Source organism: Amycolatopsis sp. NPDC051903 (assembly GCF_044452505.1).
GTDB lineage: Bacteria > Actinomycetota > Actinomycetes > Mycobacteriales > Pseudonocardiaceae > Amycolatopsis.
Map to the genome: position 1 here is coordinate 87,214 of NZ_JBITBT010000010.1, position 12,714 is coordinate 99,927.

Here is a 12,714-nt window from a genome sequence, read left to right on the forward strand (position 1 = left end):
TTCCTCGCGTGCGTCGGGAAAAGCGCGTACGTCAGCCGGCGCGCACCACCCGCTTCGTCTTGTGCGTGCTGCGCGGCAGGCTGCCCTCGGGCACCGGCTCGGCGACGCAGCGCACGGTCAGCTCCGTGCGCACCGCCGCCGCCAGCCGCGCGCCGAAGTCCTCGGCCACGCCCCGCTCCACCTCGACGCGCAGCTTGATCCCGGTCAGGTACCCGGTCGCGGGGTCGGTGACGTCGTCGTCGAGCACGATCAGGTACTCCCCCGTCGTGCCCGCCGTCCGGCGCACCACCTGCTCCACCGCGCTCGGGAACAGGTTCACGCCACGCACCACGAGCATGTCGTCGGCGCGCCCGACCACCCCGCCCGCGAGCCGCGCGTGGGTGCGGCCGCACCCGCAGCGCGCGCTGTCGCGCACCACGATGTCGCCGGTCCACCACCGCACGAGCGGCGTGGCCTGCTTGTCCAGGTGCGTCAGCACGAGCGCGCCGGGCGTGCCGTCGGGCACCGGCTCGTGGGTGTCCGGATCGACGATCTCCGCGAAGGCGAAGTCCTCGACGAGGTGCCCACCCGCCTGCTCCTCGCACTCCCACGCGATGGGCTGGAACTCGAGGCTGCCGTAACCGTCGAAGCACTTGGCGCCCCACCGGCGTTCGATGTGCGCGCGGGTCGCGGGCACGCCGGCGCCGGGTTCGCCGCCGACCTGGATGCGGCTCACGGCCGAGCCGGTCAGCGGCGTGCCCTTGGCCTCCGCCGCCTCCGCGAGGTGCAGGACGAACGACGGCGTGCCGCTGATCGCCGTGGTGCCGTAGCGGAACATCGTCTCGATCTGGCGCTCGGTCTCGCTCGACCCGCCGGGCAGCACCGTGGCACCCAGGCGCTCGTAGCCGAGCGTCGCGCCGAGCCCGCCGACGAACCACGCGTACCCGAACAGGCACTGGTACACGTCGGTGTCGCGCACGCCCTGCGCGTATCCGGTACGGGCGTAGAGGTCGGCCCACCGCGCCAGATCCGCGGCCGACCACAACACCGGCGCCGGACGGCCCGTGGTGCCGGACGAGAAGTGCACGCGCCGCACGTCGCGCGGGTCGGCGGTCACGTTGGTGCCCCACGGCGCGGCCGCGTCCAGATCGGCGACGTAGTCCGCTTTCGTGACCACCGGCAGGCGCCGCAGGTCGTCGAGGGTGCGCACGTCACCCGCCTCGAACCCCAGCTCCCGCCACCGCGAACGGTAGAAGTCGCTGTGGGCGCCCACGTACTCGAGCTGTTTGCGCAGCGCGGCCAGCTGCAGTTCGCGGATCTGTTCCGGGGGCGCGGTTTCGACCTCGCTCCAGTAGCGGTCGGAGTACGGGCGGACGGTGGTCGGAGAGGTCATGTTCTGCTCCTGCGCAAGCCGTTGACGATGAAGTCGGCGTACTCGTTGGCCACCCGCTGCACGGTCGCGTAGTCCCCGCGCTCGGGGTCGTACCAGAGGCTGATCCAGTTGAGGGCACCCAGCGCCGGCTTCGTGGCCAGCCGGGGATCGACGTCGCGGAACAGGCCTTCGCGCTTGCCCTCGTCGATCACGTCGGCGAACATCTGCTCGTACTCGTCCCGCAGGGCGATCACCTTCTGGTACGCCTCGCGGTGGGCCTGGTTCTCCTGCAGGCGGTGCATCTCCACCGCCTGCACGGCGACCCGCTGGAACGAGTTGCGGGTCATCATCAGCCCGGCGTGGTGGTGCACCATGCGCCACAGCCGGTCGGCACTCGAGATGTCCGCCGTGGCCGCGATGGGCGCGACGCCGGCGATCATCTCCTCCATGCCCGTCTGGACGACGTCGAGGAAGATGTCCGCTTTGGTGCGGTAGTAGTGGTAGACGCGGCCCTTGGTCGCGCCCAGGAGCTCGGCGATGCCGTCGATCGTGGTCGCCTCGTACCCGGTCCGGGTGAAGGCGAGCGCCGCGGCCTCGAGGATCTCCCGGGGCCCCGGCCCGGTCCCGGAGCGGGACGTCCTGCCGGTCATGCGGCGGCCCCGGCGGGCACGAAGGCGAGCGGCCGGATCGGCGATCCGGTACCACCGCGGATGGACAGGGGCGAAGCGGTGAAGAAGAAGTCCCAGACTTCGTCTTCGGCAAGTGTCGAGAGGTTCATGGCCTCCATGATCGGCACTCCGCGTTCGACGAGCAGATGGCAGTGCACCTGAAGCGTCGGATTCGGCATGCGTTCGTAAGCGACGGTGTCGCAGCCACTGGCGACGACACCGTGGTCGGTGAGCCACTGCGCGCCCGAGAGCACCACGCCCGGCGCTCCGGTGTTGGTGCCGAGGAAGGCCGCGTTGTCCTCCCACAGCCCGTCCCAGCCGGTGCGCACGAGCACGACCGAACCCGGCCCCGGCACGGGTTTGTCGGCGAACCACCGCTCGAACAGGTCCGCGTCGACGCCGTCCTCGGGCGTGAGCGGACGCCCCAGCGCGCGGGTGGCGTCCACCAGGTGCCCGCGCCCGGCCATCGGCGCCAGCTCGTGCACGGACACCTCGAGCATGCCCTCCGGGTAGGTCTGGTTCGAGACGATGTCGACTCCGCCGTAGACCTTGCCGAGCTTCGAGACGTGCGCGAGCCCGTCGACGTGGGTGCCGACGTGCCCGCCGGTGGTGATCATCTCCGCGGCCGCGGACACGTCGTCGGGGTACATCACCTCGCCGTGGCGTTTGGTCAGCGAGAAGCTGTACGGCGGGTGGTTGGGGTGGTGCGGCACGCCGGTGTAGAGCTGCTGCGCGAGGTCGTAGACCTTGAACCGCCCCGCGGGCGGGAAGTCGACCTGCTGCTCCCAGGACGCGCTCACCGCGCGGCCCCGGCCTTGAGCGCCTCCGCTTTGATGGCCCGGCCGAGCACCAGCCGCTGGATCTCCGACGTGCCCTCGTAGATCTCGAGGATCCGCTGGTCGCGGTAGAGCCGTTCGGCCGGGCACGGTTTGCAGTACCCGGCCCCGCCGAAGACCTGCACGGCGGTGTCGACCGCGCGGTGGGCGGCTTCGCTCGCGTCGAGCTTGGCCATCGCGCCGAGGATCGAGACGTCGCCGCCCTCCTGGTAGGTGCAGGCGGCGCGGTGGGTGATCATGCGGGCCGCGGTGAGGCGGGTGGCGACGTCGGCGAGCGGGAACGAAATGCCCTGGTTGTCGATGATCGGCGTGCCGAAGGTCTCCCGGCGCGAGGCTTCGCGCGAGGCGACGTCGTACCCGGCGAGGCCGACGCCGATCGACTGCGCGGCCACGGTGATGCGGCCGGCGTTGAGCGTGAGCATCGCGAGTTTCATGCCGCGGTTGAGCTCACCCAGCACCGCGTCCTCGGCGACGACGGTGTCGAGCTTGAGGTTGCTGGTGTTGGTGCCGCGGATGCCCATCTTGTCCTCGAGGTGGTCGATGACCACGCCGTCGGCGTCCTTGTCCACCATGAACGCCGTCATGCCGCGGGTGCCGGCCCCGGGGTCGGTCAGCGCGAACACGACGTAGTGCTGCGACGCGCCGCCGTTGCCGATGAAGATCTTCTCGCCGCGGATCCGCCAGCCGTCCCCCTCGCGGACGGCGGTGGTCCTGATCCGCGCGGCGTCGCTGCCCGCACCCTCCTCGGTGAGCGCGAAGCTCACCGCCTGGCCCTTCGCGAGCCCGCCGAGGTAGCGGCTGCGCTGCTGCTCGGTGCCGGCGAGCACGACGGGGGTGCCGCCGAGCGCGTAGGCGGTCAGGATGGCGCCGGTCGACGCACAGGCCCGCGACACCTCTTCGATCACGGCGCACACCACGTCGAAGCTCGCGCCCTGGCCGCCGTACTCGGTGCCGATGAACAGGCCGGCGAGACCGGACTCGACCAGGACTTCCACGCTCTCCCACGGGTAGCGCTGTTCGCGGTCGAGCTCCTCGGCCAGCGGCGCGAAGTGCTCGGCGGACAGCTTGCGGGCGAGTTCCCGCCACTGCCGGCCTTCCGGGCTCAGCGGCGGCTCCCAGATCACGGACACGGTCGGGCTCCCATCATTCGTCGGCGGCAGCGGTGGCTGCCGGAGAGGCTTCGGCCGCCGGGTGGCGGCGGCGCACGAGCAGGCGTCCCAGCCCCGCGAAACCGTTGGGCGACACCAACAGCACGAGCGCGAGGACGCCACCGAGGACGATCTTGTCGACATCACCGCCGAACGAGGCGAGCTGCTGTTGCGCGGTGATCAGCGCGGCGCCCACCAGCGGGCCGAGCAGCTGGCGACGGCCCGGCAGGATCACGGCGGTGAGCATGAACAGCAGGAACGACGCCGACAGCAGGTCGGGGCTGACGTAGCTGCGCTGGAACGCGTACAGCCAGCCGGCGAGCGCGCTGATCGGCGCGGACACGACGAACACCAGCACCCGCGTGCGGCGCACGTCCACGCCCATCGTCGTCGCCAGGCCCGGGTTCATCTGGGTCATCAGCGCGTTGGCGCCCAGGCGCGAGCGGCGGAAGCGTGCGATGAAGAAGACGACGAGCACGAGCAGCACGTACGCGATCGGCCAGATGTCGGCGTCGGTGCGGGCGACGTACGAACCGCCGATCGCCGGCAGCGTCAGCAGCGGGACGCCGACGATGCCGTCGGACCCGCCGAGGCCGGACACGTTGGACACCACGGACAGCCCGATGATCGCCGTCGCGTACGTGACGAGCGAGAACACGAACTCCCGTGTCCGCAGCGTCGCCAGGCCGACCAGCAGCGCCAGCACCGCCGCGATCGCCAGCGACGCCAGCAGCGACGGCAGCGGGCCCCACCCGGACTTCACCGTGAAGTACGCCGTGGCGTACGCGCCGGCGGCCCAGAACAGCGTGTGCCCGAGGCTCACCTCGCCGAGGTAGGACAGCACCACGTCGGCGCCGTAGGACATCATCGCGAAGATCGCGACGAGCACGCACGTCGTGTAGATCTGCGTGGACCCGCCGAGCGCGGCCGGCACGAGGAACCCCGCCACGGCCAGCACGAGCCAGGCCGAGACGCGCGCGCCCGGGCCCAGCCGCCGCGAACGCCCCGCGGTGCCGTCACCGGAGGAGGTCGGTGCCGGGGCGTGCCCGGCGTGCACTGCGTTCGTCATCGGGCGGTCAACCCCTGAGGTCGGACGATCAGGACCACGAGCAGCACGGCGAAGGCCGCGGCCGTGGAGAAGGCCGGCGAGACGTAGGCGCCGAAGAACGCGGTGAACACCCCGAGCCCGAGGCCCACGAACAGGCCGCCGGTCAGGTTGCCGATGCCCGCGAGCACGACCACGAGGAACGTGATCACCAGCTGGTCGAACCCGATCGAGGTGAGGATCGGGCTGCGCGGCGCGACCACGGCGCCGGCGAGCGCGGCGCACGCGGCGGAGAACACGAACACCCCGAAGTACACCTTGGCCGCGTTGACGCCGTAGAGCTGCGCCAGCTTCGGGTCTTCCGCGACACCGCGCACGACGCGCCCGATGTTGGTGCGGCCGAGCACGAACCACGTGACGCCGTACAGCGCCAGCGCGAGGACCACGATCAGCAGGTCCTGCCCGGTGAACCGCGCCGAACCGACCGCCAGGCCCGCGTTCTGGAACGGGCTGTCGATGATCTGCGGGTTGCCGCCGAACAGCAGCGATCCGCCGCCTTCGAGCAGGTAGCCGAACGCCAGCGTCACCAGCATCAGGCTCACGATGTTCTGGTCCAGGGTGAGCCGGCGCATCAGCAGCTGCATGATCCCGCCGAGCACCGCGACCACCACCACGGCCACCGGGATCGCCGCCAGGTACGGCAACCCGGCTTTGGTGATCACCAGCCACGTGAGGAACGCACCGATCATGTAGAGCTGGCCGTGGGCGAAGTTCACCAGCCGGGCCGCGCCGAGCAGCACGGTCCAGCCGACCGCGAGCAGGGCGTAGCCGGCGCCGAGGGCGAGGCCGTTGACGAGTTGCGCGAGGATCACGACCGGCCCAGCCTTCCGAGGTAGGCGGAGACGATGCGGTCGTCGTCGCGCATTTCGCTGCACGGCCCGGTGCCGACGACCCGGCCCTGCTCCAGCAGGTACAGCCGATCGGCGACCTCGAGCGTGGCGCGCACGTTCTGCTCGACCAGCAGCACCGACAGCCCGCTGGTGACGAGCTCGCGGATGTGCTCGAGCACCTCGACCACGAGCCGGGGTGCGAGGCCGACGGACGGTTCGTCGAGGATCAGCAGCCGCGGGGCCGCGCGCAGGGCGCGTCCGATGGCGACCATCTGCCGTTCGCCACCGCTCAGCGTGGCGCACTTCGCGTGCGCGCGGGCCGGCAGTTGCGGGAAGACGTCGTACACATCGGACACTTCGTAGCGCCGGCCGGCCGCGTCGCGCGGCGGCCGGACCAGGCGCAGGTTCTCCTCCACCGTCATGCGCTCGAACACGCTCTTGCCCTCGGGCACGAGCACCACGCCGAGCTTGGTGCGCTTGTGCGCGGGCAGCGCGGCGACGTCCCGGCCGGCGAGGCGGATCGAGCCGGTCGCGCTGGCCTTGCCGCGCGACCACCCGGCGACGGCGTTGACGAGCGTGCTCTTGCCCGCGCCGTTGGCCCCGGCGACGGCGACGAGCTCACCGTCGCCGACCGTCAGGTCCACTCCGGACAGTGCGGTGCTGCGCCCGTAGCGCACGCGCAGGTCGTCGACTTCCAGCAGCACGCTCATGCGGCCCTGCCCAGGTACGCCTCGAGCACCGCCGGGTCGCGCTGCACGTCTTCGGGCTCCCCGTAGGCGATCGGCTCGCCGCGGTCGAGCACGAGCAGCCGGTCGACGATCTCCATCACCAGGTCCATGTGGTGTTCGATGAGCACCACGGCCAGGCCCCGGTCGCGCAGCTGCAGCAGCAGCTCGGCGAGGTTGTGCATGTCCTCACCGCCGACGCCGGCCGCCGGTTCGTCGACGAGCAGCACCTTCGCACCGGCCCCGTAGGCGAACACGATCGACAGGCACCGCTGCAAGCCGTAGGGGATGTTGTCCGGGAACATCCCGTGGTAGCGGGCCGGGATCCCGAAGTCGGTGAGCAGCTGCGCCGCCGCCCCGCGGGTGCGGGCGCGCTGCTTCGCCTCCCGCCACGGGGTGAAGACGCTGCCGGCCAGCGGCACCCCGTTCTCGACGGCGAACGTGGCGGCCGCGTTGTCCAGCACGGACAGTCCACTGTAGAAGGAGTTCTGCTGGAACGTGCGGCGCAGGCCGCGCCGCGAGAGCCGGTGCGTGGGCACCGAGTCGACGCAGGTGCCGTAGAGCTCGACGGTGCCGGTGCGGCGCACGGTGTTCGTCACCGCCGCGAAGCTCGAGCTCTTGCCGGCGCCGTTGGGCCCGATGATGCCGAGGATCTCGCCGTCGGACACCGTCCAGGACACGTCGCTCAATGCCTGCAGGCTGCCGTAGCGGACACCGAGGTCCGCCACCCGCAGCGCGGGGATCGAGGAGTCGGGAGTGGACATGGCCTCACTGCTCCCAGATCGCGTCGGGGATCGGGATCTCGTCGAGGACCTGGACCTTGCCGCCCTTGACGGTGAACGCGTAGACCTTCGTCTTGAGCTGGCCCTTGCCGGTGAAGGACACGTCGCCGAGCACGGTGCCGGTGAAGCTCTGACCGTGGATCGCGGTGGCCACCTTGTCGCGATCGGTGCCACCGGCCTTCTCGACCGCTTTCGCCCAAACGTCGACGCTTTCGGCTCCGAGGGCAGCGTACTTGTCGGGCAGGTTCCCGGTCTTGGCGGAGAACGCCTTCACGAACTCGGTGTTGACCTGGTTGGCGTTGAAGGGCGCCACGTCGGGGAAGTAGAGGTCGGCCGACAGGAGCCCGTCGACCTTCGCGCCGCCGGCGAGCGAGACGACCTTGGGCGACACCGTGCCCAGCGCGGCGAAGTGCGGCGCCTTCATCCCGGATTCGGCGTACTGGTCGGCCAGCGCGGGCATGCCGGACGATTCCGCGGCGTTGGCGGAGAAGACCACGTCGGGGTTCGAACCGGCCAGCTGCGAGAGCGGCACGCGGAAGTCGGTGCCGGCGTAGTCGAACTTCTGCTGGCTCACCACCTGGATGCCGGCGGGCTGCAGCTGCTTGCCGAGGAACGTGCCGGCGTCGTTGCCGTAGGCGTCGTTCTCCAGCAGCATGGCCACGCGCTTGGCCTTGAGGTTCTTCCCGATGTACTGCGCGGCGGCGTACGCGCCGGCCGCGTTGCCCGCGTTCATCCGCACCGCGTCGGGGTCGGCGTGGCCGATGATCGACGCGTTCTGCGGGATCGACGTGATGTTGAGGACGCCGCCGCGCACGAGCACCGGCTGGATCGCGAGCGTGACGGGGCTGTTCCAGCCGCCCATCACGACGGAAACTCCTTCGTTGACCAGGGAGGTGGCCGCGCTGACCCCGGTGGCGGGGTCGCTCTTGTCGTCCTTGGAGACGATCTGCAGCTGCCGGCCGCGCACGCCGCCGGCCTTGTTGATCAGGTCCGCCTTGGTGGTGATCGCGTCGAGCACGTCCTTGCCGTTGGGCCCGGCGGGTCCGCTCAGCGGCACGATGACGCCGATCTTGAGCGGACCGGACCCGCTGTCGCCCGAGCTGCCGGAGGACGGACTCGCCCCGGTGTTCGCGCAGCCGGCCAGCAGGACCGCCAGGCCCAGAACGGGGAGGAACCTTGTCCGTTTCACGCGAGCCTCCAGTGTCGACCTCGTTGTCGCCATACTTCAGCGTATGTCGAGCAGAAGGTATGTGGTCGGCGATCCGGCGTCAAGAGCCAACCCGTTGGCAGTTATGGCTCTACACAAGGGAAAATGATCATACTTCGGCGTTGACCGAGCGACATACGCTCGCGTATGTTTCCCCTCGGACATACGCCGGGGTACGTCCCTCGGCGCCCTCTGCTCCCGACGAGGAGGCCTCTGTTGGCCGACGACGAGAAGGCGGTGCGCTACGACGTGGACGACCACGTCGCGGTGCTCACGATCGACCGCCCGTCCGCACGCAACGCCCTCAGCACCGACGTCCTGCGCGGCCTGTGCGACGGCCTCGACCGGGCGGAAGCCGACGACGAGGTGCGCGCCGTGGTGCTGACGGGCGGGGCGAAGATCTTCGCCTCGGGCGCGGACATCCGGGAACTGCGCAAGACCTCCCCCGCCGGCTACCTGCAGTCCGAGCGGCTGGCCGCGTGGGCGCGCTTCGGCCGCTTCCCCAAGCCGTCGGTCGCCGCCGTCGCCGGGTACGCCTTAGGTGGCGGCTGCGAGCTGGCGATGTCGTGCGACTTCGTGGTCGCCGCGGATTCGGCGACGTTCGGGCAGCCCGAGATCCGGCTGGGCATCCTGCCCGGTGCCGGCGGCACGCAACGGTGGGCCCGGGTGGCGGGCCGGTTCCGCGCGGCCGAACTCGTGCTCGCCGCGCGCACGGTGGACGCGTGGACAGCGCGGGAGTACGGCCTCGTCTCGCGCGTCGTCCCCGCGGAACGCGTGGTCGCGGCCGGGCTCGCGCTCGCCGGCGAGGTCGCGGCGTTCGGCCCCGTCGCGGCACGGCTGTCGAAGGCGGCGGTGCGCGCGTCGGAGGAACTGCCGCTGGCCGGCGGCCTGGAGCACGAACGCGCGCTCCTCGGCACCCTACTGTCCACAGAGGACCACTTCGAGGGAATCGACGCGTTTCTGGAGAAGCGCGCGCCGCGTTTCACCGGACGATGAGGAGACCGGCACCGATGAGCGAGTTCGTGTTCGACGACCCGGGTGCGGGCCGCCGGCTGGACGAGGACGTCCGCACCGCGCTGGCGAAGGAGATCCGCGGCTGGCGCCGGGCGGCACCGGGCGCGGTCCTGCTGCGGGTGCGCGGCGACGCGTGGCACCACGCACCGGAGGTGGGCGCGGCGGCGCTGGACCGCGACCGCGTCGATGCCGGCTACCAAACTCTGGTCAAAGATCTCTTCGGGCTCGCCTGCCCGGTGGTCGTCGCCCTCGACGGGCGGGTGAGCGGGTTCGGGCTGGCGCTCGCGCTGGCCGCCGACGTCCGGCTCGCCACCGAGCGCACGACGCTGGCGGTCGGCGATCTCAAGGCCGCCGCGCTGCTCGGGGGCACCGGGTGGTTGCTCGGCCGGGCGTCCGGCACCGGCACGTTCGCCCAGCTCGCCTGGACCGGCGAGACGCTGCCCGCCGGCGAGGCCGCCCGCCGGGGTCTGCTCAGCCCGGGTGACGACGACGCGGCCCGAGCGCTGGCGGACCGGCTCGCGGCCGATCTCGCGGGGTCGTCGGCGTTGAAACGCGCGCTGACCACCCGCCAGCGCGGCGAACTGGAAACCGTGCTGGACTACGAAGCCTGGCTGGCCGACGTCGCCGCGGGCGGTGCCGCGTGAGCGCCCTGCTGCCGGAACCGGGCTGGGCCACCGCAGCGGGCCAGGTTTCCCTGCCCGGCGCCGGGCCCGGCGCGGTCGCCGACCGCCTGCTCGCCGGCGAGCTGATCGCCCGCTACGGCTGGGCCTACGACGAACGCGACCGCGCGGCGCTGGCGGCCTGCTTCACGCCCGACGGCGTCTGGCAGGGCGTGACCATGGGCCGCGATCGCGTCGACCCGATCCACGGCGCCGACGCGATCGCCGCCTGGCTCGCCGGGTTCTGGCCCGCGCAGACCGACCAGCGCCGCCACGTCTTCACCAACGTCGTGGCCGGCGAACCCACCGGCGGCTCGATGGTCGCCCACGCGTACCTGCTGCTGCTGAGCAGCCATGACGGCACCACCACCCCGGTGTCCGCCGGGCCGTACCGCTTCACCCTGGGCCGCACCGACCGCGGGCTCTGGCGCATCGCCCACCTCGAAGCGGGGTTCGACGCGCCGTTCTGACGAGCGGGAAAAGTCTTCAGGACAAGGGAAGCCGCCTCAGGGAAACCACGACGGTCACCGCACTCGCGGCCCTGCCCCGCGCCCGGCGAGTGCCGTGCACTCCGACAGCTGCCGAGCCGAGGGGGTAGCGCGGGATCGCGGGCTGGTGGTGCGGGGCTTCACCGGCATGCGAACCACGGGTGAGCTGCAGAGCTCCTCCGGTCCTTCGGACTCGGCAGGTCCGCCACGGTCTGGCCCGCCCGCTGACGCCGTCGACAGCATCACCTCCGGGCGCCACCCGAGACGTTCGGAAGCGGGCTTCGACGCCCCGTTCCGAGTGCTCACGGCACCAGGGGTTCGAGGGCTTGCAGCGCCGGCACCAGCACGGGATTGGTGTGCACCCGCGGCCACAGCAGGTGCAGCTCCACCGACGGGTCGGGCCCGTCCAGCTCGGCCCACGCGACGCCCTCGATGGTCATGCGGGTGGCGGACGCCGGGACGAAGGCGATGGCGTTGCGGGCGGCCACCAGCCAGATCATGGTCTGGATCTGGCTGACCGTGTGGACGACGTTGCGGTGCGCGATGGGCAGCAGCCGGATGACCAGGTCGTAGAAGTAGCGGGCCTGGTCGGGGGCGTACATGATCAGCGGCTCGTTCGCGAGATCGGCGGCGGTGACGCGGCGGCCGGGGGTCGCGAGGCGGTGCTGCGCGGGGACGCAGAGCACGAGCGGCTCGCGGTGGACGAGCCGCGAGGCGAAGGCGTCGGTGTCGAAGGGCGGGCGGGCCAGGCCCAGGTCGATCTCGTCGCGCGACAGCGCGTCGACCTGATCGTTGGTGACCATTTCGGACAGTTCGACGTGCACCTCGGGCAGGGTTTCGGCGAGGACGCTCAGCACGCGGTCGAGGACACCGAACACCGAGGCGCCGGTGAAGCCGATGCGGATGAAGCCGGCCGTGCCCGCGGCGACGCGCCGGGCGCGGTCGGGTGCGCGCCCGGCCAGGGCGAGCAGGCGGCGGGCGTCGACGAGGAAGGCCTCGCCGGCGCGGGTCAGGCGGGCGCCGCGCGTGCCGCGGTCGAACAGCTGCACGCCGACGGAGTGCTCGAGCTTCTGGATGAGCCGGCTCAGCGGCGGCTGCGTCATCGACAGCCGCGCGGCGGCCCGGCCGAAGTGCTGCTCCTCCGCGACCGCGACGAAGCCTTCGAGCTGCCCGAACGAGAAGTCCATACCCCCACGGTATCGGCGCATGCCATTTGGGTGTTGGACCCGCATGATGATCTCTGCTTACGGTCGGGGCCGAGCCGGGCGACGAGGCCCGCCGTCCTCCCGGAGGTCCTCGATGACTCCCTCGCAGAGCGAGCACCTGAACGTCGCCGTCGGCAAGGTGTTCCGCCGCGTGGTGCCGCTGTTCGTGGTGATGCTGATCTGCAACCAGCTCAACCGCGCCAACATCGGTTACGCCCAGGTGCACCTGGAGGCCGACGTCGGCATCGGCGCCGCCGCGTACGGGCTCGGCGCCGGCCTGTTCTTCGTCGCGTACGCGATCTTCGAACTGCCGAGCAACCTGCTGATGGAGCGCTACGGCCCGAAGATCTGGCTGACGCGGATCATGGTCTCCTGGGGCGTCGTGTCCGCCGCGACGATGTTCGTGCACGGCCCGACGTCCTTCTACGTCCTGCGGTTCCTGCTCGGCGCCGCCGAAGCCGGCTTCTTCCCCGCGATCATCTACTACTTCTCGCGCTGGCTCCCGTCCTCGCACCGCGGCCGCGCGACGGCGCTGTTCGTGGCGGGTTCCTCGATCGCGTCGGCGATCTCCGGGCCGCTGTCGGCTCCCCTGCTGTCGCTGCACGGGTTCCTCGGCCTGGCCGGCTGGCAGTGGCTGTTCGTGCTCGAAGGCGCGTTGTCGATCGTCGTCGGGATCTTCGCCTACACGCGGCTCGA

13 protein-coding genes and 1 pseudogene are annotated in these 12,714 nt (G+C 71.5%); 4 read left to right on the forward strand and 10 right to left on the reverse strand.

Annotation, left to right across the window (positions count from 1 at the left end):
• Positions 1-31: 31 nt before the first annotated feature.
• From ACIA77_RS22675 to ACIA77_RS22715, 9 genes are read right to left on the reverse strand one after another with little or no spacing between them, the layout of a single operon-like run.
• Positions 32-1,372: a phenylacetate--CoA ligase family protein gene (locus ACIA77_RS22675; protein ID WP_395887919.1), complete on the reverse strand. Its 1,341-nt coding sequence runs from the start codon at positions 1,370-1,372 to the stop codon at positions 32-34.
• Positions 1,369-2,001 (reverse strand): TetR/AcrR family transcriptional regulator, encoded by a 633-nt coding sequence (locus ACIA77_RS22680; protein ID WP_395887920.1) that lies wholly within the window; start codon positions 1,999-2,001, stop codon positions 1,369-1,371. The genes ACIA77_RS22675 and ACIA77_RS22680 overlap by 4 nt, the downstream gene beginning before the upstream one ends.
• On the reverse strand, positions 1,998-2,819 hold the full coding sequence (locus tag ACIA77_RS22685) for a cyclase family protein (RefSeq protein WP_395887921.1): 822 nt from the start codon (positions 2,817-2,819) through the stop codon (positions 1,998-2,000). The genes ACIA77_RS22680 and ACIA77_RS22685 overlap by 4 nt, the downstream gene beginning before the upstream one ends.
• A complete protein-coding gene (locus ACIA77_RS22690; RefSeq protein ID WP_395887922.1) occupies positions 2,816-3,985 on the reverse strand; it encodes an acyl-CoA dehydrogenase family protein in 1,170 nt (389 codons plus the stop codon). Before ACIA77_RS22690 ends, ACIA77_RS22685 begins: the two co-directional genes overlap by 4 nt.
• 13 nt (positions 3,986-3,998) lie before the next feature.
• On the reverse strand, positions 3,999-5,072 hold the full coding sequence (locus tag ACIA77_RS22695; protein WP_395887923.1) for a branched-chain amino acid ABC transporter permease: 1,074 nt from the start codon (positions 5,070-5,072) through the stop codon (positions 3,999-4,001).
• On the reverse strand, positions 5,069-5,920 hold the full coding sequence (locus ACIA77_RS22700; RefSeq protein ID WP_395887924.1) for a branched-chain amino acid ABC transporter permease: 852 nt from the start codon (positions 5,918-5,920) through the stop codon (positions 5,069-5,071). The genes ACIA77_RS22695 and ACIA77_RS22700 overlap by 4 nt, the downstream gene beginning before the upstream one ends.
• Entirely contained in the window at positions 5,917-6,648 is a 732-nt protein-coding gene (locus tag ACIA77_RS22705) for an ABC transporter ATP-binding protein (RefSeq protein WP_395887925.1), read from the reverse strand. Before ACIA77_RS22705 ends, ACIA77_RS22700 begins: the two co-directional genes overlap by 4 nt.
• On the reverse strand, positions 6,645-7,427 hold the full coding sequence (locus ACIA77_RS22710; RefSeq protein ID WP_395887926.1) for an ABC transporter ATP-binding protein: 783 nt from the start codon (positions 7,425-7,427) through the stop codon (positions 6,645-6,647). The genes ACIA77_RS22705 and ACIA77_RS22710 overlap by 4 nt, the downstream gene beginning before the upstream one ends.
• A gap of 4 nt (positions 7,428-7,431) precedes the next feature.
• The gene (locus ACIA77_RS22715; protein ID WP_395887927.1) at positions 7,432-8,634 is read right to left on the reverse strand and encodes an ABC transporter substrate-binding protein; all 1,203 of its coding nucleotides are present in this window, start codon (positions 8,632-8,634) and stop codon (positions 7,432-7,434) included.
• A gap of 234 nt (positions 8,635-8,868) precedes the next feature.
• Here ACIA77_RS22715 and ACIA77_RS22720 point away from each other — a divergent pair, with 234 nt between their 5' ends.
• From ACIA77_RS22720 to ACIA77_RS22730, 3 genes are read left to right on the forward strand one after another with little or no spacing between them, the layout of a single operon-like run.
• Positions 8,869-9,648, forward strand: coding sequence for an enoyl-CoA hydratase/isomerase family protein (locus tag ACIA77_RS22720; RefSeq protein WP_395887928.1), 780 nt, complete (start codon positions 8,869-8,871; stop codon positions 9,646-9,648).
• A gap of 14 nt (positions 9,649-9,662) precedes the next feature.
• Positions 9,663-10,310, forward strand: a complete 648-nt coding sequence (locus ACIA77_RS22725) for an enoyl-CoA hydratase/isomerase family protein (protein ID WP_395887929.1) — start codon at positions 9,663-9,665, stop codon at positions 10,308-10,310.
• Positions 10,307-10,795 (forward strand): nuclear transport factor 2 family protein, encoded by a 489-nt coding sequence (locus ACIA77_RS22730; RefSeq protein WP_395887930.1) that lies wholly within the window; start codon positions 10,307-10,309, stop codon positions 10,793-10,795. The genes ACIA77_RS22725 and ACIA77_RS22730 overlap by 4 nt, the downstream gene beginning before the upstream one ends.
• A 320-nt stretch (positions 10,796-11,115) precedes the next feature.
• Here the strand turns inward: ACIA77_RS22730 and ACIA77_RS22735 are convergent, their stop codons facing one another.
• Complete coding sequence (locus tag ACIA77_RS22735; RefSeq protein ID WP_395887931.1) at positions 11,116-12,000, reverse strand: LysR family transcriptional regulator; 885 nt, start codon at positions 11,998-12,000, stop codon at positions 11,116-11,118.
• A 190-nt stretch (positions 12,001-12,190) separates the two neighbouring features.
• Between ACIA77_RS22735 and ACIA77_RS22740 the strand changes: the two are divergent.
• A pseudogene (locus ACIA77_RS22740) lies at positions 12,191-12,655 on the forward strand (MFS transporter); the annotation flags it as partial.
• Positions 12,656-12,714: the final 59 nt, after the last annotated feature.

Coding starts and splice junctions, on each gene's coding strand:
- ACIA77_RS22675 (WP_395887919.1), bottom strand. CDS start 1,372: ATGACCTCTCCGACCACCGTCCGCCCGTACTCCGACCGCTACTGGAGC.
- ACIA77_RS22680 (WP_395887920.1), bottom strand. CDS start 2,001: ATGACCGGCAGGACGTCCCGCTCCGGGACCGGGCCGGGGCCCCGGGAG.
- ACIA77_RS22695 (WP_395887923.1), bottom strand. CDS start 5,072: ATGACGAACGCAGTGCACGCCGGGCACGCCCCGGCACCGACCTCCTCC.
- ACIA77_RS22705 (WP_395887925.1), bottom strand. CDS start 6,648: ATGAGCGTGCTGCTGGAAGTCGACGACCTGCGCGTGCGCTACGGGCGC.
- ACIA77_RS22710 (WP_395887926.1), bottom strand. CDS start 7,427: ATGTCCACTCCCGACTCCTCGATCCCCGCGCTGCGGGTGGCGGACCTC.
- ACIA77_RS22725 (WP_395887929.1), top strand. CDS start 9,663: ATGAGCGAGTTCGTGTTCGACGACCCGGGTGCGGGCCGCCGGCTGGAC.
- ACIA77_RS22735 (WP_395887931.1), bottom strand. CDS start 12,000: ATGGACTTCTCGTTCGGGCAGCTCGAAGGCTTCGTCGCGGTCGCGGAG.